Annotated in this window: 24 protein-coding genes, 1 pseudogene and 1 riboswitch; of the genes and pseudogenes, 16 read left to right on the top strand and 9 right to left on the bottom strand. The window is 72.6% G+C overall.

Annotation, left to right across the window (positions count from 1 at the left end; translation table 11 throughout):
- Complete coding sequence (locus ACIA6T_RS19850) at positions 1 to 360, bottom strand: hypothetical protein (RefSeq protein WP_399447784.1); 360 nt, start codon at positions 358 to 360, stop codon at positions 1 to 3.
- A 14-nt stretch (positions 361 to 374) separates the two neighbouring features.
- On the bottom strand, positions 375 to 1,148 hold the full coding sequence (locus ACIA6T_RS19845) for a LytR/AlgR family response regulator transcription factor (RefSeq protein ID WP_399447783.1): 774 nt from the start codon (positions 1,146 to 1,148) through the stop codon (positions 375 to 377).
- A 77-nt stretch (positions 1,149 to 1,225) separates the two neighbouring features.
- Between ACIA6T_RS19845 and ACIA6T_RS19840 the strand changes: the two genes are divergently transcribed.
- The 5 genes and pseudogenes from ACIA6T_RS19840 to ACIA6T_RS19820 form a co-directional block, all read left to right on the top strand.
- A complete protein-coding gene (locus ACIA6T_RS19840; protein WP_399447782.1) occupies positions 1,226 to 1,729 on the top strand; it encodes an Lrp/AsnC family transcriptional regulator in 504 nt (167 codons plus the stop codon).
- 123 nt (positions 1,730 to 1,852) lie between these two features.
- Complete coding sequence (gene ddaH, locus ACIA6T_RS19835) at positions 1,853 to 2,665, top strand: dimethylargininase (protein WP_399447781.1); 813 nt, start codon at positions 1,853 to 1,855, stop codon at positions 2,663 to 2,665.
- Entirely contained in the window at positions 2,662 to 3,888 is a 1,227-nt protein-coding gene (gene rocD / locus ACIA6T_RS19830; protein ID WP_399447780.1) for an ornithine--oxo-acid transaminase, read from the top strand. The genes ddaH and rocD overlap by 4 nt, the downstream gene beginning before the upstream one ends.
- Positions 3,889 to 4,014: 126 nt before the next feature.
- Positions 4,015 to 6,462 carry a SpoIIE family protein phosphatase gene (locus tag ACIA6T_RS19825; protein WP_399447779.1) on the top strand — a complete coding sequence of 816 codons (2,448 nt, stop codon included), beginning with the start codon at positions 4,015 to 4,017 and terminating at the stop codon, positions 6,460 to 6,462.
- Positions 6,463 to 6,608: 146 nt separating this feature from the next.
- Positions 6,609 to 7,023, top strand: a pseudogene (locus tag ACIA6T_RS19820) (PP2C family protein-serine/threonine phosphatase); the annotation flags it as partial.
- Positions 7,024 to 7,034: 11 nt separating this feature from the next.
- Here ACIA6T_RS19820 and ACIA6T_RS19815 read toward each other — a convergent pair.
- Positions 7,035 to 7,490 (bottom strand): RpiB/LacA/LacB family sugar-phosphate isomerase, encoded by a 456-nt coding sequence (locus ACIA6T_RS19815; protein ID WP_399447778.1) that lies wholly within the window; start codon positions 7,488 to 7,490, stop codon positions 7,035 to 7,037.
- A 165-nt stretch (positions 7,491 to 7,655) separates the two neighbouring features.
- On the opposite strand from ACIA6T_RS19815, the gene ACIA6T_RS19810 reads away from it, so the two are divergent.
- Positions 7,656 to 8,381 carry a lysophospholipid acyltransferase family protein gene (locus tag ACIA6T_RS19810; protein ID WP_399447777.1) on the top strand — a complete coding sequence of 242 codons (726 nt, stop codon included), beginning with the start codon at positions 7,656 to 7,658 and terminating at the stop codon, positions 8,379 to 8,381.
- A gap of 70 nt (positions 8,382 to 8,451) precedes the next feature.
- On the opposite strand, the gene ACIA6T_RS19805 is transcribed toward ACIA6T_RS19810, so the two are convergent.
- Together ACIA6T_RS19805 and ACIA6T_RS19800 are read right to left on the bottom strand one after the other, a co-directional pair.
- A complete protein-coding gene (locus ACIA6T_RS19805) occupies positions 8,452 to 10,053 on the bottom strand; it encodes an alpha/beta hydrolase (RefSeq protein ID WP_399447776.1) in 1,602 nt (533 codons plus the stop codon).
- 279 nt (positions 10,054 to 10,332) lie between these two features.
- The gene (locus ACIA6T_RS19800; protein WP_399447775.1) at positions 10,333 to 10,962 is read right to left on the bottom strand and encodes a TetR/AcrR family transcriptional regulator; all 630 of its coding nucleotides are present in this window, start codon (positions 10,960 to 10,962) and stop codon (positions 10,333 to 10,335) included.
- A 107-nt stretch (positions 10,963 to 11,069) separates the two neighbouring features.
- Here ACIA6T_RS19800 and ACIA6T_RS19795 point away from each other — a divergent pair, with 107 nt between their 5' ends.
- On the top strand, positions 11,070 to 12,071 hold the full coding sequence (locus ACIA6T_RS19795) for an ABC transporter permease (RefSeq protein WP_399447774.1): 1,002 nt from the start codon (positions 11,070 to 11,072) through the stop codon (positions 12,069 to 12,071).
- Between the two features lie 93 nt (positions 12,072 to 12,164).
- Here the strand turns inward: ACIA6T_RS19795 and ACIA6T_RS19790 are convergent, their stop codons facing one another.
- Positions 12,165 to 12,452: a type II toxin-antitoxin system Phd/YefM family antitoxin gene (locus ACIA6T_RS19790; RefSeq protein ID WP_399447773.1), complete on the bottom strand. Its 288-nt coding sequence runs from the start codon at positions 12,450 to 12,452 to the stop codon at positions 12,165 to 12,167.
- A 68-nt stretch (positions 12,453 to 12,520) separates the two neighbouring features.
- On the opposite strand from ACIA6T_RS19790, the gene ACIA6T_RS19785 reads away from it, so the two are divergent.
- The 3 genes from ACIA6T_RS19785 to ACIA6T_RS19775 all read left to right on the top strand — a co-directional run bounded on the left by ACIA6T_RS19785 (position 12,521) and on the right by ACIA6T_RS19775 (position 14,472).
- Positions 12,521 to 13,156: an ATP-dependent Clp protease proteolytic subunit gene (locus ACIA6T_RS19785; RefSeq protein ID WP_399447772.1), complete on the top strand. Its 636-nt coding sequence runs from the start codon at positions 12,521 to 12,523 to the stop codon at positions 13,154 to 13,156.
- A 7-nt stretch (positions 13,157 to 13,163) separates the two neighbouring features.
- Complete coding sequence (locus ACIA6T_RS19780; RefSeq protein WP_030865466.1) at positions 13,164 to 13,472, top strand: hypothetical protein; 309 nt, start codon at positions 13,164 to 13,166, stop codon at positions 13,470 to 13,472.
- Positions 13,473 to 13,792: 320 nt separating this feature from the next.
- A riboswitch (cyclic di-AMP (ydaO/yuaA leader) is annotated at positions 13,793 to 13,995 on the top strand.
- Positions 13,996 to 13,998: 3 nt separating this feature from the next.
- Positions 13,999 to 14,472 carry a C40 family peptidase gene (locus tag ACIA6T_RS19775; protein ID WP_399447771.1) on the top strand — a complete coding sequence of 158 codons (474 nt, stop codon included), beginning with the start codon at positions 13,999 to 14,001 and terminating at the stop codon, positions 14,470 to 14,472.
- Positions 14,473 to 14,511: 39 nt separating this feature from the next.
- On the opposite strand, the gene ACIA6T_RS19770 is transcribed toward ACIA6T_RS19775, so the two are convergent.
- Positions 14,512 to 14,973 carry an ATP-binding protein gene (locus ACIA6T_RS19770; RefSeq protein WP_399447770.1) on the bottom strand — a complete coding sequence of 154 codons (462 nt, stop codon included), beginning with the start codon at positions 14,971 to 14,973 and terminating at the stop codon, positions 14,512 to 14,514.
- Positions 14,974 to 15,185: 212 nt separating this feature from the next.
- On the opposite strand from ACIA6T_RS19770, the gene ACIA6T_RS19765 reads away from it, so the two are divergent.
- Both ACIA6T_RS19765 and ACIA6T_RS19760 read left to right on the top strand, forming a co-directional pair.
- Entirely contained in the window at positions 15,186 to 16,046 is an 861-nt protein-coding gene (locus ACIA6T_RS19765) for a helix-turn-helix domain-containing protein (protein ID WP_399447769.1), read from the top strand.
- A gap of 9 nt (positions 16,047 to 16,055) precedes the next feature.
- Entirely contained in the window at positions 16,056 to 16,280 is a 225-nt protein-coding gene (locus ACIA6T_RS19760; protein ID WP_399447768.1) for a DUF397 domain-containing protein, read from the top strand.
- A 53-nt stretch (positions 16,281 to 16,333) separates the two neighbouring features.
- On the opposite strand, the gene ACIA6T_RS19755 is transcribed toward ACIA6T_RS19760, so the two are convergent.
- The gene (locus ACIA6T_RS19755) at positions 16,334 to 17,461 is read right to left on the bottom strand and encodes an 8-amino-7-oxononanoate synthase (protein ID WP_399447767.1); all 1,128 of its coding nucleotides are present in this window, start codon (positions 17,459 to 17,461) and stop codon (positions 16,334 to 16,336) included.
- A 147-nt stretch (positions 17,462 to 17,608) separates the two neighbouring features.
- On the opposite strand from ACIA6T_RS19755, the gene bioB reads away from it, so the two are divergent.
- The 4 genes from bioB (at position 17,609) to ACIA6T_RS19735 (ending at position 21,521) form a co-directional block, all read left to right on the top strand.
- A complete protein-coding gene (gene bioB, locus ACIA6T_RS19750; RefSeq protein ID WP_399447766.1) occupies positions 17,609 to 18,760 on the top strand; it encodes a biotin synthase BioB in 1,152 nt (383 codons plus the stop codon).
- Positions 18,753 to 20,033, top strand: coding sequence for an adenosylmethionine--8-amino-7-oxononanoate transaminase (locus tag ACIA6T_RS19745; protein WP_399447765.1), 1,281 nt, complete (start codon positions 18,753 to 18,755; stop codon positions 20,031 to 20,033). Before bioB ends, ACIA6T_RS19745 begins: the two co-directional genes overlap by 8 nt.
- Position 20,034: 1 nt before the next feature.
- Positions 20,035 to 20,751: a dethiobiotin synthase gene (gene bioD / locus ACIA6T_RS19740; RefSeq protein ID WP_399447764.1), complete on the top strand. Its 717-nt coding sequence runs from the start codon at positions 20,035 to 20,037 to the stop codon at positions 20,749 to 20,751.
- A gap of 68 nt (positions 20,752 to 20,819) precedes the next feature.
- The gene (locus tag ACIA6T_RS19735; protein WP_399447763.1) at positions 20,820 to 21,521 is read left to right on the top strand and encodes a class I SAM-dependent methyltransferase; all 702 of its coding nucleotides are present in this window, start codon (positions 20,820 to 20,822) and stop codon (positions 21,519 to 21,521) included.
- Here ACIA6T_RS19735 and ACIA6T_RS19730 read toward each other — a convergent pair whose 3' ends face one another.
- The gene (locus ACIA6T_RS19730; RefSeq protein WP_073934849.1) at positions 21,522 to 21,896 is read right to left on the bottom strand and encodes a fic family toxin-antitoxin system, toxin component; all 375 of its coding nucleotides are present in this window, start codon (positions 21,894 to 21,896) and stop codon (positions 21,522 to 21,524) included.

Below are 21,896 nucleotides of genomic sequence, written 5' to 3'. Positions count from 1 at the left end.
TCAGCGGCCCTCGACGAGCCGCACGAAGTCTCGTTCGTTGCGTTCGGCGCGGCGCACGTACCAGCGGGCGAGCAGGACCAGCGGGGGGTACAGCCCGAAGCCGAGCACCGCCCACTCCAGGCGGCGGGCGTCGGGGGCGGCGGCGAAGACCAGCGGGAGCGGGCCGATGAGCAGGACGAGGACGGCGAACACGGTGAGACCGGTGCGCAGCTGGATGCGCATCAGGGAGCGGACGTAGGTGTGGCCGAGGGTGGTCTGCTCGTCGATCTCGGTGCGCGGGCGGTAGTAGCCGGAGGAGCGGCGGGCGCGGCGGGGCGGGCCGGTGACGACCACGCGGCGTTCGGTCGGGTCCTGGGGCATGTGTCCTCCCCTGCCTAGCTCGTGGTCCGGCGCATCAGCAGGTCCCGCAGTTCACGGGCGTGCCGTCGGCTGACCTGGAGTTCCTCGGAGCCGATCAGGACGCTCACGGTGCCCGCGTCGAGCCGGAGCTCGCCGATGTGGCGCAGGGCGACCAGATGGCGGCGGTGGATGCGGACGAAGCCGCGGGAGCGCCAGCGCTCCTCCAGGGTGGAGAGCGGGATCCGTACGAGGTGGCTGCCCCGGTCGGTGTGCAGGCGGGCGTAGTCGCCCTGGGCCTCGACGTGGGTGATGTCGTCGACGGCGACGAAGCGGGTCACGCCGCCGAGTTCGACGGGTATGTGGTCGGGGTCGGGTTCGTGCACGGGGATGCGCGGGGCGGCGGTGCCGCGCTGTGCGGCGGCGCGCAGTTCGACGACGCGGCGGACCGCCTCGGCCAGCCGTTCCTTGCGCACGGGTTTGAGGACGTAGTCGGCGGCCTTGAGGTCGAATGCCTGGACGGCGAAGTCCTCGTGGGCGGTGACGAACACGATGAACGGCGGCCGGGCGAACCCGGTGAGCAGCCGGGCCAGGTCGAGGCCGTCGAGGCCGGGCATCTGGATGTCGAGGAAGACGACGTCGATGGCCTCGGGCCCGTCGGGTCCCGACTCCAGCGCGCGGTTGATGCGGCGCAGCGCCTCGGTGGCGTCGCCGGCGCCCTCGGCGCTGCCGATGCGGGGGTCGGTGTTCAGCAGGTAGAGCAGTTCCTCCAGTGAGGGGCGTTCGTCGTCGACGGCGAGGGCGCGCAGCATGAAGGTGGAGTGTAGGGGTGATTCCCACGTCTGGACATGCCCCGGACGTGGGCGTTCGCGCTGGATACAGTGCCCGCATGAACAGCAGGCCCGCGTCGTTCGACGAACTCGACCGGAAGATCGTCACCGCGCTGATGGCGAACGCCAGGACGTCCTTCGCCGAGATCGGCGCGGCCGTCGGGCTGTCGTCGACGGCGGTCAAGCGCCGGGTGGACCGGCTGCGCGAGTCCGGGGTGATCACCGGGTTCACGGCGACGGTGCGGCCGTCGGCGCTGGGCTGGCGCACCGAGGCGTACGTCGAGGTGTACTGCGAGGGGGCGGCGCCGCCCCGTCGGCTGGCGGAGGTGGTGCGCAACCATCCGGAGATCGCCGCGGCGATGACGGTGACCGGCGGCGCGGACGCGCTGCTGCACGTGCGGGCGCGGAACGTGGAGCACTTCGAGGAGGTGCTGGAGCGGATCCGCCAGGAGCCGTTCATCCGGAAGACGATCAGTGTGATGGTGCTGTCCCATCTGCTGCCGGACAGTCCTGAGGCAGGAGTGAGTCAGCCGGCCCCGGACGGCGCACCAGACGTGCGCTGAACGGTGGAACCGCGCAGTGTTCCTGCGTGAACACGCAGCTCTTGTTCCTTGTCGCCCGTATCCCCGCTTCCTACCGTGGTCTCACCCCCTGTCGAGACCGCGTGGAAGCGGAGGAACCCCTCTGTGCCCGACTTCCGTGTGGCGTCCCGGCGGCGCTACCTCGTCTGCGAACCCAGACACTTCGCCGTCCGGTACGCGATCAATCCCTGGATGCATCCCGACCGTCCCGTCGACGTCGCCCTGGCCAGGCGCCAGTGGCGGACGCTGGTCGACACCTACCGTGACCACGGCCATACCGTGGAGAGCGTGAAGCCCGAGCCCGCCCTGCCCGACATGGTGTTCGCCGCGAACGCGGCGGTCGTCGTGGAGGGCCGCGTCTTCGGCTCCCTGTTCCTGGCGCCCGAGCGGCGCCCGGAGTCCGTGCCGTACGAGGCCTGGTTCAAGGCCGAGGGGTACGAGGTGCGCCTTCCCGGGTCGGTGTGCGAGGGCGAGGGCGACCTGGTGCCCGCCGGGCGCTGGATCCTCGCCGGCACCGGCTTCCGCACCGCTCCCGAGGCCCACCGCGAGGTGCAGGAGTTCTTCGGGGTGCCGGTGATCGGCCTGACGCTGGTGGATCCGTACTTCTACCACCTGGACACGGCGCTGTTCGTGCTGGACGAGGAGAACGTCGCGTACTACCCGGAGGCGTTCTCGCCGGGCAGCCGTGAGGTGCTCGCCCGGCTGTATCCGGACGCGGTGCTCGCGACCCGTGAGGACGCGATGGCCTTCGGGCTGAACTCCGTCTCCGACGGGCGCCATGTGTTCGTCTCCCCGGGGGCCACGGCCCTCGCCGCCCGGCTCGCCGACCGCGGCTACGTTCCCGTCCCCGTCGACCTGTCCGAGTTCCACAAGGCGGGCGGGGGCATCAAGTGCTGCACACAGGAGATCCGCTCATGACTGCTGTCGTCCCCGCGCGTACGTCCGCCGAGCTGATCGGCGCGGAGGAGCCGGTCCTCGCGCACAACTACCATCCGCTGCCCGTGGTCGTCGCCCGCGCGGAGGGCGCGTGGGTGGAGGACGTGGAGGGCCGGCGGTACCTCGACATGCTGGCCGGCTACTCGGCGCTCAACTTCGGCCACCGGCATCCGGCGCTGATCGAGGCGGCGCACCGCCAGCTCGACCGGCTCACGCTGACCTCGCGCGCGTTCCACAACGACCGGCTCGCGGAGTTCGCGGAGCGGCTGGCCGCGCTGACCGGTCTCGACATGGTGCTGCCCATGAACACCGGCGCGGAGGCGGTGGAGAGCGGGATCAAGGTGGCCCGCAAGTGGGCCTACGACGTGAAGGGCGTCCCGGCGGACCGGGCGACGATCGTGGTGGCGGCGGACAACTTCCACGGCCGTACGACGACGATCGTGGGCTTCTCCACGGACGAGGTCGCGCGGAGCGGGTTCGGGCCGTTCACCCCGGGCTTCCGCGTGGTGCCGTACAACGATCTCGCGGCGCTGGAGGCGGCGGTCGACGAGACGACGGCGGCGGTGCTGATCGAGCCGGTCCAGGGCGAGGCGGGTGTGATCGTCCCGGACGACGGCTATCTCGCCGGGGTGCGGGAGCTGACGCGCCGCGCGGGGTGCCTGTTCGTCGCGGACGAGATCCAGTCGGGCCTCGGCCGCACCGGCCGCACGCTCGCCGTGGAGCACGAGTCGGTCGTCCCGGACGTCGTGCTGCTCGGCAAGGCGCTGGGCGGCGGCATCGTCCCGGTGTCGGCGGTGGTGGCCCGGCGGGAGGTGCTCCAGGTGCTCCATCCGGGTGAGCACGGGTCGACCTTCGGCGGCAATCCGCTGGCCGCGGCGGTCGGTACGGCCGTGGTGGAGCTGCTGGAGACGGGCGAGTTCCAGCGCCGGGCGGCGGAACTGGGCGGCATCCTGCGCGAGGGCCTGGAGTCGCTCGTCGGCAAGGGCGTGGTCGGGTTCCGCTCCCGCGGTCTGTGGGCGGGCGTGGACGTCGACCCGGCGCTCGGCACCGGCCGCAAGGTCAGCGAACGCCTGATGCGGGAGGGCATCCTGGTCAAGGACACCCATGGTTCCACCATCCGCCTGGCCCCGCCGCTGACCGTCACGGCGGAGGAGCTGCAGAGCGCCCTGCACACCGTGGAGAAGGTCCTGGCCCGGCGGGCCTGAGCCCCCGCCGTCCCCCGCCGGGGACCCGGCGGGGGACGGCGTATCCCAGGGAGCCCTCATCCCGCCCGAAGGGTGAAGATGGGGACAAGAGGGGGTAGACCACTCTCAGCGACAGAGAGGTCGGCCGTGGGCGGACACAAGGAGCAGGACGTTGCCCGGCAGGGGTTCGATGTGGCCGACGCCGTTCCCCTGTTGCTCGATCCGCACGGCATGGTGTCGAGCTGGACCGGCGGTGCCGAGCGGCTGCTGGGGTACCGCGCCTCCGAGGCCGTGGGCCGCAAGTTCGCCGAGCTGCTGGCCCCCGAGGACGCCGAGCGGGTGCCGGACCTGGTCGAGCGGTGCCGCTCGGACGGCGACTGGGCGGGGTTGCTGACGGCCCGGCACCGGGACGGGCGGCCGGTCGCGGTGATGGTGCGGATCACGCCGACCGTGGGGCCGGGGGGCCGTTCGTCGCTGCTGGTCCTGCTGTCGGAGCTGGCCGGCTCGCCCGGCTGGGACATGAGCCGCGCCGTGCTGGAGCAGATGGTCGCCGGTACGTCGATCGGCATCGCGATCGTGGACACGGAGCTGCGCTTCGTGTGGTCCAACGCCGCGCTCGAACAGTTCGGCGGCGGGCCGGCCTGGCAGCGCCTGGGGCTGCGGTTCGCGGACGTCCAGCCGGGGCTGGACGCCGAGGCCGTCGAGGAGCGGATGCGGCACGTACTGGACACCGGCGAACAGGTGATCGACTACGAGCATGTCGGCCGCGCCCGCTCGGCGCCGCTGCGCGAGACCGTCCACATGCTGTCGTTCACCCGCCTCGACGACGACCGGGGCCGCCCGATGGGCGTGTACTACACCGTCGTGGACGTCACCGAGCGGCACCGCGCCCGTCAGCGCCTCGCCCTGCTCGACCGGGCCGGCGAGCACATCGGCCGCACCCTGGACATCCTGCGCACCGCGCAGGAACTGGCGGACGTGGCCGTGCCCGATCTCGCGGACTACATCGCCGTGGACCTGCTGGAGCCAGTGCTGCGCGGCGCCGAGGTCCAGCCGGGCCCGTCCACCGGTTCCGACCGGGTGCCGCTGTGCCGGGCGGGCCAACGGTCGGTGTACGAGGACCTGCCGCGGGCGGCCATGGAGACCGGGACGGTGCTGTCGTACCTGGCGGATTCTCCGCCGGTGCGCTGTCTGACCACGGGCCGGGCCTGGCTTCAGGAACGGCTCGACCCGCTCGCCCTGGCGTGGGCCACGCCGCCGGGCGGCCGGGAGTCCACCTTCCTGGAGCTCGGCCTGCGGAGCGCGATGATCGTCCCGGTCCGGGCCCGGGGCGTCACCCTGGGCATCACCGCGTTCTTCCGCCGCCGGCACGATCCTTTCGACGAGGACGACCTCCATCTGGCCGAGGACCTCGTCTCCCGCGCCGCCGTCTGCGTGGACAACGCCCGGCGCTACACCCGCGAGCGGGACGCCGCGCTGGTCCTGCAGCGCAGTCTGCTGCCCCGCCGGCTGCCCGCGCAGGACGCCGTGGAGGTGTCCGCCTGCTACCGCCCGGCGGACGAGCTGACCGGGCTGGGCGGCGACTGGTACGACCTGATCCCGCTGTCCGGCGCCCGGGTCGCCCTGGTCGTCGGCGAGGTGCCGGGGCACGGCATCGACGCCGCCGCGGCCATGGGGCGGCTGCGCACCGCCGTACGGACGCTGGCCGCGATCGACCTGCCGCCCGAGGAGGTGCTCGCCCATCTGGACGACCTGGCGTCCCGGCTGGCGCGGGACGAGGGCGACGGGGAGTCCGAGGAATTCCCCGGCCGGTCCGTCGGGTCCGGCTGCCTGTACGTCGTCTACGACCCGGTGACCGGGCGGTGCACGATGGCGGCCGCCGGCCATCCCGCGCCCGCCGTGGTGGCACCCGACGGCACGGTCACCTTCGTCGACCTCCCGCAGGGACCGGCGCTCGGTGTGGGCGGCCCGCCGTTCGAGGCGGTGGAGCTGGACCTGGCCGAGGGGAGCACGCTCGCCCTGCACACCGACGGTCTGCTGGCCGGTGGGGGGCCCTCGTCCGACGGGACGGACCGCGAACGGCTGCGGCAGGCGCTGCGGGGCGCCGCGACCGCGCTCGAACCGAGCTGCCGCGCGGTGCTGGACATGCTGGTCCCGGCCCGGCCGTACGACGACGTGGCCCTGCTGATGGCCCGTACCAAACGTCTCGCCCCCGGACGGATCGCGGTCTGGGACCTGCCGGCGGACCCGGCGGTCGTGGCCGAGGCCCGCAGGACCAGCACCCGGCAGCTGGCCCGCTGGGGCCTGGACGACCTGGTCTTCACCACGGAGCTGGTCGTCAGCGAACTGGTCACCAACGCCATACGGCACGCCGGCGGCCCCGTGCGGCTGCGGCTGATCCACGAGCGGGCGCTGGTGTGCGAGGTGTTCGACGGCGGCGCCACCGCACCCCATCTGCGGCATCCCCGCGCGATGGACGAGGGCGGGCGCGGGCTGCTGCTGGTCTCGCAGCTCGCCCAGCGGTGGGGCACCCGGTTCGTTCCCGACGGGAAGATCATCTGGGCGGAGCAGTCACTGACCGCGCCGCCGGAATGAGGCGAGGGCCCATGGCGGAGGCGTCGATCGACCACGCGGCGGTCCACCAGGCCCTGTCCCGCGTGGTGGCGCCGCTGACCCCGGACCTGGTGTACGCGGACGTCGACTAGGCGTTCGTCGGCGGGACCGGGCGTCCCCGCGAGGCCGTGGTGGGCCGCTACGCCCATGTGGTGGACGGCGCCGAGTCCGCGACCGCGGTGACGGCCTTCATCGACTTCGACCGGCACCCCGTCACCTACAGCGGCGCCGGCCGTCCGCCGCCCGTGCTGCTCCATCGCGACGGACGCGTGGAGTTCCCCGACCGGGCCACCGACCCGCCGCTCGACGCCCCGGCCGGAGGCGGCGACCGGGTTCGAATCGGGGGCGACCCTGGTGCTCTGCACCGACGGGCTGACCGAACGACGCCGGGAGGACATCGGCACGGGGCTGCTGCGGCTCGCCGAGGCCCTGCGCCGGCACCGGACGCGGGATCCCGCGACGCTCGCGGACATCGTGCCGCTGGAGCCGCTGCCGCCGGGCGGCGCCACCGACGACACGGCGCCGGTCGTCGTACGGCTGTAGGCGGGTACGGGTCAGGCGCCGGTGCGCTCCCGGTCGAGGCGTACGGTGTGTTCCACGTTGCGCCGGTCCTCCGGGTCGTCGCTGGGCGCGCCGGCGAACCAGGCGTCGAGGATCTCCGTCAGCAGCGGCCCGGACGTCAGCCGCAGGCCGATCGCCAGCACGTTGGCGTCGTTCCAGCGGCGCGCGCCGTCCGCCGTGTAGGCGTCCGTGCACAGGGCTGCCCGGACGCCGGGCACCTTGTTCGCGGCGATCGAGGCGCCGGTGCCGGTCCAGCAGCACACCACCGCCTGGTCGGCGGTGCCGACGGCGACCTCACGGGCCGCCGCCTCGGAGCAGACGGCCCACTGCGAGTCGTCCCCGGGGTTCAGGGCGCCGTGCGCGCGTACCTCGTGGCCGCGCTCGCGGAGTTCGGCGAGGAGGGCGCGGGCCACGGGTTCGTCCATGTCGGAGGAGACGGAGATCCGCATGCGTCCGAGCCTACTCGGCGGGCCGTCCGGCGGGGTGCCCTCCGGTCGCGTCGAACCTGGTGCCGGGCCGCACCGCCCGCGCCTAGACTGGCCCTCCACGACGTGCCGGATGGCCTGCCGGGATGCGGCGGCACCGCCCGTCCGCCGGAGTCGAGGAGCGTGTCCTTGTTCTACTACCTGCTCAAGTACGTGCTGCTGGGTCCGCTGCTGCGTCTGGTCTTCCGGCCGCGAATAGAGGGTCTGGAGCATGTGCCGTCGTCCGGCGCCGCCATCGTCGCGGGGAACCACCTGTCGTTCTCGGACCACTTCCTGATGCCGGCCGTGCTCAAACGGCGCATCACCTTCCTCGCCAAGGCCGAGTACTTCACCGGCCCCGGCCTCAAGGGCCGGCTGACGGCGTTCTTCTTCCGCAGCGCGGGACAGATCCCCGTCGACCGCTCCGGGAAGGAGGCCGGGCAGGCCGCCATCCGGGAGGGCCTCGGGGTGCTGAGGAAGGGGGAACTGCTCGGCATCTACCCGGAGGGCACGCGCTCGCACGACGGCCGCCTCTACAAGGGCAAGGTCGGCGTCGCGGTGATGGCCCTCAAGGCGGGCGTCCCGGTGGTCCCCTGCGCGATGATCGGCACGTTCGAGGCCCAGCCGCCCGGCAGGAAGATCCCCCGGATCCACCCGGTGGTGATCCGTTTCGGCAAGCCACTGGACTTCTCGCGCTACGCGGGGATGGAGAACGAGAAGGCGGTCCTGCGCGCCGCCACCGACGAACTCATGTACGCCATCCTCACCCTGTCCGAGCAGGAGTACGTCGACCAGTACGCGGCCGTCGCCAAGGCGGAGGAAGCCGAGCGCAGGGCGGAGGACAGGCGCCGCTTCCCGCGCATGCCGCTGCGCTGAGCCTTGCGCGCATAGGGGTGAGGGGCGGCCGGAGCGTTCCGGCCGCCCCTCGTGTCGTACGGCGTGGGTGTTACGGCTTCGGTGTGGCGTGCGGTGCGCAGGTCACGTCGGAGCGGTCCAGCTCGCCGGTGAGCAGGTAGGTGTCCACCCGGTCGTTGACGCAGGAGTTGACCAGGCCGGTGACGCCGTGGGATCCGGCGTCCCGCTCGGTGATGAGGCGGGAGCCCTTGAGCCGCTGGTGCAGTTCGACGGCGCCCTCGTACGGGGTGGCCGCGTCGCGCTCTGACTGGACGATCAGCACCGGCGGCAGTCCCTTGCCGGACTTGACGTCCACGGGCGTCCGCTGCTTGACCGGCCAGGTGGCGCAGGGCAGGTTCATCCAGGCGTTGGCCCAGGTCATGAAGGGGTGGTCCCGGTGCAGCCGGGTGTTGTCGCGGTCCCACTCGCGCCAATTGGTGGGCCACTTGGCGTCGGTGCACTCCACGGCCGTGTAGACGGCGTTGCCGTTCTCCGAGGCCGCGTTGCCCGCCGTGTCGGAGAGGTCGGGGGAGGCCGCGTCGACGAGCGCCTGGGTGTCGCCGGCGACGTACTGGCTGAAGACGGCCGCCGTGGGCGCCCACGCGGAGTCGTAGTACGGGGCGCTCTGGAAGAAGGAGATCAGCTCGGCCGGGCCGACGACGCCGCCGAGGGGGCTCTTCTCGGCGGTGGCGCGCAGTTCGAGCCACTGCTCCTGGACCTCGGCGCGGGTGTCTCCGAGGTGGTAGGTCGCGTCGTTCTTCGCGACCCAGTCCTGCCAGTCCTTCCAGCGGCCCTCGAAGGCGACGTCCTGGTCCAGGTTGGCCTGGTACCAGATCTTCTCGCGGGAGGGGTTGACGACGCTGTCGACGACCATGCGGCGGACGTGGCCCGGGAAGAGGGTGGCGTAGACGGCGCCGAGGTAGGTGCCGTAGGAGACGCCGAGGAAGTTGAGCTTCCGCTCACCGAGGGCGGCGCGGATGACGTCGAGGTCGCGCGCGGTGTTCGGCGTGGTCATGTGCGGCAGCATCTCGCCGCTGCGCTCGTGACAGCCCTCGGCGTACTCGCGGGCGAGCTTGCGCTGGGCCCGCTTGTCGGCCTCGGAGCGGGGCACCGGGTCCATCTTGGGCGCCTTGACGAACTCCTGCGGGTCGACGCAGGAGACGGGCGCGGACTTGCCGACGCCGCGCGGGTCGAAGCCCACGAAGTCGTACGCCTCGGCCGTGTTGGCCCAGACCGGGTTCTTGGCGGTGACCCGGGCCGGGAAGCGCAGACCGGAACCGCCGGGACCGCCCGGGTTGTACAGGAGCGCGCCCTGGCGTTCGCCCTCGGTGCCGGTGTTGCCGATGCGGTCGACGGCGAGCTTGATCTGCTTGCCGTACGGCTCGGCGTAGTCCACCGGTACCGAGACCCAGCCGCACTGGATCGGCTTGGCCAGGTTCCAGTCGGCGGGGCAGTCCTGCCAGTCGATGCCGGTCTCCGCGGCCCGGGCGGCGGCGATCGCCACGCCCCTGGCCTCGCGGTCCTTGCCGTGGTGGGTGTCCGCCGTCGCGCTCGCCGTGGGCGCCGCGACGGCGCCGGCTATGAGTGTCGCCGTGACGAACACTCCGGCCGAACCGAGCGCCGCCGCCCGCCTCTTCGGTCTGCTGTCCCTCAAGTGGAGCCTCCCCGTACGTCGTTGCGATGGGCAGGGGGGATCCTCTCCGCTGTGAGGCAGCCGAGAACAGGGTTCGCCACCGTTCTTTGCCAATCCGATAACCGGATATTGACACTCCGTCAATCGGACACGCCCCTCAGCCCGTCGGGCTGGTAGGGCGAGGCCGGGTTCTCAGCCCGTCCGGCGTTTGAGGACGAGGCCGTTCAGGCCGAAGGGGGGTCCGGGGTCGCAGCCCCCGGGGGGCGGGGAATGGAAACGGGCGGCGGGGGCGACCACTCGTCAGGTGTCCGCCCGGACAGGCCCCACAGCCATCAGCGCCCGCAGCCCCTCCCCCAGCGTCCGCTCGGAAATCCCCCCGAAGAGCGCCATCTGAGTGGCGAACCCCTGCACCAGCGCGATCATCGCCCGCGCCACAGCGTCGGTGTCGGCGTCGGCGGACAACAGGCCAGCGTCCTGGTAGCCCTCGACGACCCTCCCCCAGGCCCTGCGGACGTTGTCGTACCCCTCGGTCAGCACGGCCGCCAGCTCGGGACTGCGCGTGGTCTCCGTCCACACCTGGATCATCAGCCGCGGGAACATCCACTCGCCGTCGTCCAGAGCGGCCGGCCGCTCCTCCCTCATCCGGGCCAGGGACCTCGGGACGAGCACGTCCGGGGTGGGCGGCGGACTCTCCTGGGCGGCCTGTTCGAGGATGCCGCGCACCGTGTCGAGCACATCGGTCACGATCGCGGCGATCAGCTCGTCCTTTCCCCGGAAGTACCGGTAGACGGCGCCCGCGGAGAGGTCCGCCTCCTTGAGCACGTCCTGCATCGAGGTGGCGTGGAAGCCGTTGCGGGCGAAGCAGGACGCGGCGCCGTCGAGGATCTGGCGGCGGCGGGCGTCGAGGTGTTCCTGGGATACGCGGGCCATGACCGCAATCTAAAACGAACATTCCTTCTTGACAAGGAGCGGGCGGAGCGGGACGGTGGCGGTGCACCTAAAACGAACGATCCTTCTTTCAGATCGCCGGAGCCCTCATGTCCCTCTCGACACTGTCACCGCGCCGTCGCGTCGTCGCCGTGACGCTGCTGATCCCCGCCCTGGTGGCGCTGGCGCTCTGGGCCTTCGCCTGGCCCGCGGCCCGTACGGCACCCCACGACCTGCCGCTCGGTGTGGCCGGCCCCACCGCCGCGACCGCACCGGTGGAACAGCGGCTGGAGCACCGGAAGGGCGCCTTCGACCTCCACCACTACGCCGACGAGGCCGCCGCCCGGGAAGCGGTCGAGGACCGCGAGGTGTACGGCGCGGTCGTCGTCACCGGGCAGGGACCGAAACTGCTCACCGCGTCCGCCGCGAGCCCGGCCGTGGCCCAGCTGCTGCAGCAGGCGGTGGCCCAGCAGGCCGCCGCCTCCGGCAGCCGGGTCACCACCGTGGACGTGGTGCCCGCCGCCGAGGGGGATCCGCGCGGCGCGGTCCTGAACACGAGCGTGCTGCCACTGGCCCTGGCCGGGATCGGCGCCGGTGTCGCGGTGACGCTGCTGGGGCTGCGCGGCGCCCGCGCGGTGGCCGCGCTGGCCGGTTCCGCCACCCTGGTCGGCATGGTGGCCGCGGCACTGGCGCACAGCTGGCTGGACGCCGTTCCGGGGAACTGGTGGGCGGTGGCCGGTACGTTCGCGCTGGCCGCGCTGGCCATGGGTACGGCGGTCGCCGGACTCGCGGCGCTGATCGGACAGGCGGGCATCGCGCTCGGCGGCTTTGTGATCATGCTGCTCGGCAACCCCTTCTCGGGGGCGTCCTCGGCGCCGGAGATGCTGCCCGAGCCGGCCGGGGCGATCGGCCAATGGCTGCCGCCGGGGGCGAGTGTGTCACTGCTGCGCTCGGTGTCCTTCTTCGACGGCGCGGGGGCGGCCGGATCCGCCCTGACGCTGACCTGGTGGGCCGCGCTGGGCCTGGGCGCCGTACTGGTCGGCGGCGCGCTGAAGGAGCGTACGGGGAGCGCGCGGTCCGCGTCCGAGCGCGAACCCGTCCCCGTCGGCTGACCGCGGGCCGCTCGACGGCCGGTCCCGGGCCGCACGGCGGAACCGTGCACCCCCGTCCGCTACGGCGGGGGTGCACGGTTCCGCCGTGCGGGCTTACGAGCCGGCCGTCCCCCGGTGCTCCGCCGCGATGCCGAAGCGCTGCCGTTCGCGGGGAGCGGACGCGACCTCGCGGACGCCGGCCACCGTGCTGATCACCTGCTCCTCGGCGGGCTCCGGCGCCTCCTTGAGTTCTTCGAGTCGTCGCAGGTCATCGGCGGACACGAGGGCGACGAGGGGCTTTCCGTGCCGGGTCACGACGACACGCTCACCGCCGTACACCACGCGGTTGATGAGGTCGGCGAGCTCAGCCCTGGCTTGGGTAACCGGAATCTCGTAGGCCATGAACCCATCATAACGTCAGGTACGTCCTGTACATTTTTTACAGAGACAACCAGACAGGAGGGGCTCCCATGACCCGACCGTCCGCCCGCCACGTCCTGCCCGAGTTCACCGAACGCACGGCATCGGGGAACCGGACGACGGACCCCTACTCGAAGCTGCTCGAGGAGCGGATCGTCATCCTCGGGACAGAGGTCGACGAGACCTCCGCGAACGACGTGATGGCGCAGTTCATGTACCTGGAGCACCACTCCCCCGACCAGGACATCTCGCTCTACGTCAACTCCCCCGGCGGCTCCTTCCACGCCATGTCGGCGATCTACGACACGCTGCGCTACGTCTCCTGCGACGTGCAGACGATCTGTCTGGGCCAGGCGGAGGGTGCCGCCGCGCTGCTGCTGGCCGCCGGCACCCCGGGCAAGCGGCTGCTGCTGCCCGGTTCCCGTCTGGTGCTCCGCCAGCCCTCCCTCCCGGAGCCGGTCGAGGGACAGACCAGCGATCTGGCGATCCGGGCCGAGGAGTTGACCCGTATCCGGTCGCGGATGGAGGAGATCCTGGTCCGGCACACGGGCCGCACCGCGGAGCAGGTCCGGGCGGACATCGAGCGGGACAAGGTCCTCGACGCGCAGGCGGCGGTGGAGTACGGCCTGGCGGACCGGATCGTGCCCGGCCGCAGGAGCCTGTCCCCCGCCTCCGGCGCGAGGTGAGCCGCGGATGCTGCCACCGGAGCTGCCGCCGCTGCCCGCGCTGACCCGCGCGGAGGCCGAGTTGATCGACCGTTACCTCGAGGCCGTCGACCTGCTCGGCCGGGTCAACCCGGCCCTGGGCGGTGACACCTACCGCGGACTGCGCGCGGCTCAGGCGCTGGTCGGCAAAGCCGTCGCGCTGCGCGACGCACTGACCCTGATGCACCGGCGCGGCGAGAGCGAACTGCACTCCGGCACGCTGGCCCGGGCCCTGCGCGTGCTGGACGGCGAACGGCGCACGGCCAGGGTCACACTGCCGCCGGCCCCCGGCAGTTGACCCCCGCGGACCCCGGCCGGCGGTACGCTCCGGCCGGGGTTGAAACGGACCAAACGGCGTACCCCCGTCCGGCGTAGACGAACCTGCTGTTTTCGGGCGCCCGAAGTTGCGCAGCGCGCGTACCGCACGGACGGAACGGTGCTCTCCACCCCTGGTCCGCGACTCCCCCGGCCCTCGGCGAGGACCCGAACACGGAGGCGTCCACCCGAACGGGTGATTGGTGAGTAACAACACAAACCCCACGTTCCGTTGGGATTTCGATCGCGCCATGAGCCAAGATCCCTGACTGACGACAAGACCCCGCCGCCGCGGCGGGGCGATCCGGGCGGACGCCGAGTCCTGCCGCCGCCCGGATGACCGGTCGACAGGAGTGGATCGGCAGGAGTGGAGGACCCAGGCACGACGGGCCGCCGGGACGTCAGTTCCGAGCAGTCCTTGGGGTGAAGCCGCACATGTGCGGCCGGGCCACTTCGCCAGCCCGAATCCGACAGGTCATCCTTCACAGGCGGCTGACGAAGGGTTGCGCATGACTGCGCTCAATCGTGTCCCGTCTCTCATCGCCCGGGCCGGCACGGCCTCGGCCCTCACCCTGGCCGCCGTGGGCGGCTCGATCGTGGTCCCCGGCGCCGCCTCGGAGGCGGCCGCCGCGGGCCTGGCCACCAAGGCGCTGAACATCGCCGCCTCCAAGAAGGGCTCGCCCTACAAGTGGGGCGCCACGGGACCGTACAGGTTCGACTGCTCGGGTCTGACGCTGTACTCGTTCAAGAAGGCGGGCAAGAAGCTGCCGCGCACCGCCGCCCAGCAGTACAACAAGACGCGCCACATCTCCGCCGGGAACCGCAGGGCGGGAGACCTGGTGTTCTTCCATTCGGGCGGCTACGTCTACCACGTCGGCATCTACGCGGGTAAGGGCAAGATCTGGCACGCCCCGAAGACCGGGGACGTGGTGCGCCTGCAGAAGATCTGGACCCGCAGCGTCTCGTACGGCCGGGTGAGGTGACCGCGGCGGGCGGCGGTGCCCCGGGGCACCGCCGCCCGGTTACTGCTCCTGCTGTCCCGCCGCCGTGACCGCCTCGGCGGCCCGGACGGCCCACGGGAGTTCGACCGAAACGGTCTTGCCACCCTCGCGCGTGGGGCGGATTCTGAGCCTGCCGCCACACTCCGCGGTCAGCCAGCGGATGATGACCAGCCCGCGGCCGTTGTCCTGCTGGACCGCCGCGGGCAGCCGCTTGGGGAACCGCGGGTGGCTGTCCGTGACACCGATGTGCACCCGCTCGTCACGGACCAGGACGACGTCCACGGTGAACGTGGGCGACTGCCCGAACGTGTGCTGCACCGCGTTGGTGGCGAGTTCGGAGACGATCAGCCGGACGGTGTCGCACAGTTCCGCGTCCGCCGGCATGCCCCATTCCTCCAGCGCGCCCACCACATGGGCACGGGCGGCCGAGACCGAGGCGGGATCGCTCGGCAGAGTGACGGATGCTTCCAGATGGTCTGCCATGGCGACGTCGCCCCTTTCCCACGGGACCGCAGTCCGACACGGAGCGGATGGTTCGAGTACGGTCCCGCACTGGTGCTTCGTCGCCAGACTGCCATCCCCGCACGGCGCAGGACGGCGATCCACCAAGATGTGCATATATCTGTCGCTCAAAACGGTGAACTCTGCGACGGGAGACCGTATCCGGGCGACCCGGAAGGAGTAAGGAGAAGTCCATGCAGCACGGTCCCGCGGTGCGCCGCCGGAAACTGGGCGCCGAACTGCGCGCGCTGCGCACCTCGGCGGGACTCACCAGCGGTGAGGCGGCCCGCCTCGCGGGCTGGCACCAGTCGAAGGTGAGCCGGATCGAGACGGGTACGAGCGGGGTGAAACCGGCCGACGTGCGGTTACTGCTCGACGTCTACGGCGTGGCCGACCCGCAGCTGCGGGAGCTGCTGCTGGTGCTGTCGGGCTCCGGTGACGGCGACGGACGGCACCACTGGTGGCACGCCTACCGGGGCGTACTGCCGCCGACCTACCGGGACTTCATCAGCCTGGAGTCGCAGGCGAGCGCGATGCGCACCCTGGAGACCACGGTGATCCCGGGGCTGCTGCAGACACCGGAGTACGCGCGCGCCGTGACGGAGGCGGCCCTGGAGGACGCGCCGGAGGAGCGGCTGGACACGCTGGTGGAGGTGCGGCTGGCCCGGCAGGACGTGCTGCGGGCGACGCCGCCGCTGGAGCTCAGCGCGGTCCTGGACGAGGCGGTGCTGCGCCGGGAGGTCGGCGGTCCCGGTGTGATGACCCGCCAGCTCAACCGGCTGGTCGAGGCGGCCCGGCTGCCCCAGGTGCGGTTGCAGGTCCTGCCGTTCAGCGCCGGCGCGCACATCGGCATGACCGGTCCTTTCGTAATCTTTTCATTTTCGCGCACTTCTGATCTGGACGTGGTGGTTCTCGACCACTTGACGAGTAGCCTCCACCTGGAGCGGAAAGAAGACCTCCGGGTGTACTCGGAGGCCTTCGACGCCCTCTCGATCCACGCCCTTTCACCCGAGGACTCGTTGGATTTCATCGCCGGCACAGCCGCCGGCGTGTAAGGAGGCACGATGCCCGTACCGCCTCGGACCATCCCTTCCGACCTCGCACTGCGCGATGTGAGGTGGCTGCGCAGCAGCTACAGCACGGGGGCGAACAACTGCGTGGAGACGGCCCGGCCGGCCGCCGGCCCCCTGGCCGGACTGCTCGCCGTGCGCGACTCCAAGGCCCCGGACGGGCCCGTGCTGCTCTTCTCCCCCGTCAGCTGGACGGAGTTCGTGACCGCGGTCGGCTGACGACCCGGCCGGTCGGTCCGTCGTCGGGCGACGCACGGCCGTGTCCCGCCGACTCATGGCCGCGTCTCGCCGATCACCCGTACAGCGCGTTCGATCTCCGCCCCGGACAGGTCCGCGCGGGCGGTCAGTCTGAGCCGTGAGACACCGTCGGGCACGGAAGGAGGACGGAAGCAGCCCACGGACAGACCGGCCGCCCGGCAGTCGGCCGCCCATCGCACGGCCTGCTCCGGGGAAGGGGCGCGCACGGAGACGACCGCGGCGTCCGGACGCACCGCTTCCAGACCCGCGGCCGTCAGCCGGGAGTGCAGTTCCCGCGCCACCTCGCCCGCCCGTGCCGCGCGCCCCGGCTCACGGCGCAGCAGCCGCAGGGCCGCCAGGGCCGCCCCCGCCGCGGCGGGGGCGAGTCCCGTGTCGAAGATGAACGTCCGGGCCGCGTTGACCAGGTGTTCGATCACCCGGGCCGGGCCGAGCACCGCTCCGCCCTGACTGCCGAGCGACTTGGACAGCGTCACCGTCACGACGACGTCGTCGGCGCCCGCCAGTCCCGCCGTGTGCGGGGCCCCGCGTCCGCCGTCGCCGAGCACACCGAGACCGTGCGCGTCGTCGAGCACCAGACCCGCGCCGTGCTCCCGGCACGCCTCGGCGAGCCCGGTGAGCGGAGCGGCGTCGCCGTCCACCGAGAACACCGTGTCGGACACCGCGACCGCGGGCCCGTCGTGCCCGTCCAGCGCCTTGCGCACGGCGTCGGGATCGGAGTGCGCCACGACCTGCGTGGTACCGCGGGCGAGCCGGCAGCCGTCGATCAGCGAGGCGTGGTTGCCCGCGTCGGAGACGATCCTGGAGCCGTGCGGGGCCAGCACGGTGACGGCGGCGAGGTTGGCCGCGTAGCCGGAGGAGAAGACCAGGGCCGCCTCGAAGCCGCAGAAGGCGGCCAGTTCGCGTTCCAGTTCGGTGTGGAGCCCGGTGGTGCCGGTGACGAGCCGGGAACCGGTCGACCCGCCGCCCCAGGTCCGCGCGGCCCGCGCGGCACCCTCGGTGACCTCCGGATGCCGGGCCAGGCCCAGGTAGTCGTTGCTCGCCAGATCGAGCAGCGGCGTGTCGGCGGCCCGGGGACGCAGGGTGCGTACGAGTCCGGCCCGGCGGCGCAGTTCCGCCTGCTCGTCGATCCAGCCGAACGCCATGGGTCCTCCGGGGTTTTTGTAGGCAGTGCACAGACACTAGCGGGAGGCCGGACGGGCCACTGTGTGGCGATACCCACACCTCGAAGTGCCCCTGTTGTACGAACCCTCCTTGGCCCGGGCGGGTCGGGTAGGACAGGATCGGCTCTCATGAACCTGCTGAACACGCTGGTGGACAAGGGGCTTCGGCGTGAGACGCCGACCCGCGAGGAAGCTCTGGCCGTGCTGGCCACCTCCGACGACGACCTGCTCGATGTGGTGGCCGCGGCCGGGAAGGTGCGGCGGCACTGGTTCGGCCGACGGGTGAAACTCAACTATCTCGTCAACCTCAAGTCCGGCCTGTGCCCGGAGGACTGCTCCTACTGTTCCCAGCGGCTCGGCTCCAGGGCCGACATCCTGAAGTACACCTGGCTCAAGCCGGACCAGGCGTCGCAGGCGGCGGCCGCCGGTCTCGCGGGCGGCGCCAAACGGGTGTGCCTGGTGGCCAGCGGCCGGGGTCCCACCGACCGTGACGTGGACCGGGTCTCCGACACCATCAAGGCCATCAAGGAGCAGAACGAGGGCGTCGAGGTGTGCGCCTGTCTCGGTCTGCTCTCCGACGGCCAGGCGGAGCGGCTGCGCGAGGCGGGCGCGGACGCCTACAACCACAACCTCAACACGTCCGAGTCGACGTACGGGGACATCACGACCACCCACACGTACGCCGACCGGGTGGACACGGTGCGGAAGGCGCACGCGGCGGGACTGTCGGCCTGCTCGGGTCTGATCGCCGGCATGGGCGAGTCCGACGAGGACCTGGTCGACGTGGTCCTCTCGCTGCGGGAGCTGGACCCGGACTCGGTGCCGGTCAACTTCCTGATCCCGTTCGAGGGGACGCCGCTCGCCAAGGAGTGGAACCTCACCCCGCAGCGGTGCCTGCGCATCCTGGCGATGACGCGGTTCGTCTGCCCGGACGTCGAGGTGCGGATCGCCGGCGGCCGTGAGGTGCACCTGCGCACGATGCAGCCGCTCGCGCTGCACCTGGCCAACTCCATCTTCCTCGGCGACTACCTCACCAGCGAGGGCCAGGCCGGCAAGGCGGACCTGGAGATGATCGCGGACGCCGGGTTCGAGGTGGAGGGCACCGGCGAGGTGACGCTGCCCGAGCACCGCGCGGGGGGCGGCTGCGGCTCCCACGAGGGCGGCGGCGCGTGCGGTCCGGCGGCCGCGGGCCCCTGTGGGAGTGCGCCCGAGGAGCCCCGTACGGACCTGGTCGCCGTGCGCCGCCGGGGAGCCGGAACGGACCTCGCGCCCAATGCCTGAGCGGTCCGTCGCCGAGCTGCTGGAGCTCGACCGGCGGCATGTCTGGCACCCGTACGGGCCCATGCCGGGCCGTCAGGAACCGCTCGTCGTGGAGTCGGCGAGCGGGGTGCGGCTGAGGCTCGCCGACGGCTCGGGCGAACTGGTCGACGGGATGTCGTCCTGGTGGTCGGCGATCCACGGCTACAACCACCCGGTGCTCAACGAGGCCGCGCGCGGGCAGTTGGAGCGGATGAGCCATGTGATGTTCGGCGGGCTCACCCACGAGCCCGCCGTGCGGCTGGCGAAGCTTCTTGTCGACATGTCGCCGGACGGTCTGGAGCATGTGTTCCTCGCCGACTCCGGGTCGGTGTCGGTCGAGGTCGCGGTGAAGATGTGTCTGCAGTACTGGCGTTCGCTGGGCCGGCCGGAGAAGCGGCGGCTGCTGACCTGGCGGGGCGGCTACCACGGCGACACCTGGCAGCCGATGTCGGTGTGCGACCCCGAGGGCGGGATGCACGAGCTGTGGTCCGGCGCGCTGCCGCGCCAGGTCTTCGCGGACGCGCCGCCGGCCGGGTACGAGGAGGAATACGCGGAACACCTGCGGTCGGCGGTCGAACGGCACGCCGGCGAGCTGGCCGCGGTGATCGTGGAGCCGGTGGTGCAGGGCGCGGGCGGGATGCGGTTCCACTCCCCCGCGTATCTGCGGGTGCTGCGCGAGGCGTGCGACGCGCACGGCGTGCTGCTGGTGTTCGACGAGATCGCGACCGGGTTCGGGCGCACGGGCGCCCTGTTCGCGGCGGAGCACGCGGCGGTGACGCCGGATGTGATGTGTGTGGGCAAGGCGCTGACCGGTGGTTATCTGACCATGGCGGCGACGCTGTGCACCGCGCGGGTGGCCGAGGGCATCTCGCGCGGTGAGGTGCCGGTGCTGGCGCACGGGCCGACGTTCATGGGCAATCCGCTGGCGGCGGCCGTGGCCTGCGCCTCCGTCGGGCTGCTGCTCGGCCAGGACTGGCGGGCGGAGGTCAAGCGGATCGAGGCGGGCCTGCGGGAAGGGCTGGCCCCGGCGGCCGGGTTGCCCGGGGTGCGGGACGTGCGGGTGCTCGGCGCCATCGGGGTGGTCCAGCTCGATCACGCCGTCGACCTGCGGACGGCCACGGAGGCCGCGGTGCGCGAGGGTGTGTGGCTGCGGCCGTTCCGCGATCTGATCTACACCATGCCGCCGTACGTCACGGGTGACGCGGACGTGGCGCGCATCGCCCGCGCGGTGTGCGCGGCGGCGGAGGAGGGATGACATGTCGGTGATGGTGATCACGGGCACGGGCACCGAGGTCGGCAAGACGGTGGTGACGGCCGCCCTCGCCGCGACGGCGCTGGCGGCCGGCCGGTCGGTGGCGGTGCTGAAGGCGGCGCAGACGGGTGTGCGGCCGGAGGAGGCCGGGGACGCCGAGGAGGTCGCGCGGCTCGCCGGTGCGGTGACGACGGCCGAACTGGCCCGGTATCCGGATCCGCTGGCGCCTGCCACGGCGGCCCGCCGGGCCGGCCGGGCGCCGGTGCATCCGCACGAGGTCGCGGAGCGGGCCGCCAAGCTGGCCACGGAGCACGATCTGGTGCTGGTGGAGGGCGCGGGCGGGCTGCTCGTACGGTTCGACGCGGCCGGCGGGACGCTGGCGGACGCGGCGGCGCTGCTGGCCGCGCCGGTGCTGGTGGTGGCGTCGGCCGGGCTCGGCACCCTGAACGTGACGGAGCTGACGGCCCGTGAGCTGCGCGGGCGGGGGCTGGACCTGGCGGGTGTGGTGATCGGCAGCTGGCCCGCCGAGCCGGACCTGGCCTCGCGGTGCAACCTGCTGGACCTGCCGGACGTGACCGGTGCCCCGCTGCTGGGCGCCGTACCGGCCGGGGCGGGCACGCTGGAGCCCGCCGGGTTCCGGGCCTCGGCATCGCACTGGCTGGCGCCCCGGCTCGAGGGGACCTGGGACGCGGAGACGTTCCGGGTGCGCGAGGCGCCCTGACGGCGGGCGGGGGTGTGGATCATCCGTTCGGGGGAGAATCGCCGTAGGCCCGTTCCGGGGAGGTCCTCATGCAGCTACGGTCCGGCCGGTCCACGAAGGTGCGGCGGGACGCCGTGCACCATCCGGTGTTCGCGCGGTGCTACGCCCGGTTCAGCGTCGCCGCCGAGACCCGCGCGGGGATGGCCGAGGTCCGGCGCGGACTGCTCGGCGGGCTGTCCGGCCGGGTGATCGAGGTCGGCGCGGGCAACGGTCTGAACTTCGCGCACTATCCGGGCACCGTCTCGGAGGTCGTCGCCATCGAACCGGAGCGTGGGCTGCGGGCGCTGGCCGTGGAGGCCGCCCTGCGCGCCCAGGTGCCGGTGGACGTGGTGCCGGGTGCGGCGGAGGCGCTGCCGGTCAAGAGCGAGGCGTTCGACGCGGCAGTGCTCTCGCTGGTGCTGTGCAGCGTCCGGGACGTGCCGCGGGCGCTCGCGGAGCTGCGGCGGGTGCTGCGGCCGGGCGGCGAGGTGCGGTTCTTCGAGCACGGCCAAGGCGGCGGCCGGGTCATGCACCTCACCCAGCGGGCGCTGGACCGCACGGTGTGGCCGCCGCTGGCCGGGGGCTGTCATGTGGCGCGGGACCCGGTCGGCGCGCTGCGTCGGGCGGGGTTCGAGCTCGGCCCCTACCGGCGGATGCTGATGCCGGAGAAGGGTCCGGCGCTGCCCACCTCGTACTGCGTCATGGGCACCGCGTGGCGGCCGACGGGCGACGCGGTGGCCGACGGGAGCTGATCACTCGCACCAGCGGCGCAGCTCGGCGGCGATGTCGTCCACGGTCGCCTCGCCGTCCTTGACCAGGCGGGCCAGATCACGCACCTGTTCCGGCGAGGTGACGACCTTCAGACCGCTGGCGACGAGATAGGCGTACGCGACGGCGGAGGCGAACAGGGCGTTGGAGCGCTCCAGTGCGGGGACGTGGATCAGCAGCTGGAGCAGCGAGGCGGCGCGGGCGTGCGGGCTGTCGTAGACGGGGACGTCGAATATCTCGGCCTCGTGGCGTGCGACGGCGGCGACGAGGGCGCCCCAGTCGGTGACCTGGGGGTCCCCCGGGGTCTGCCGCTCGGCGAGCATGAGCAGCCACGCGAGGTCGATGCGCAGGTCGTTCAA

Source organism: Streptomyces sp. NPDC051740, from assembly GCF_044453165.1.
Taxonomy (GTDB): Bacteria; Actinomycetota; Actinomycetes; order Streptomycetales; family Streptomycetaceae; genus Streptomyces; species Streptomyces atrovirens.
The sequence above is the reverse complement of the archived record's forward strand: the minus strand, read 5'-3'. Positions and strand labels throughout refer to the sequence as shown.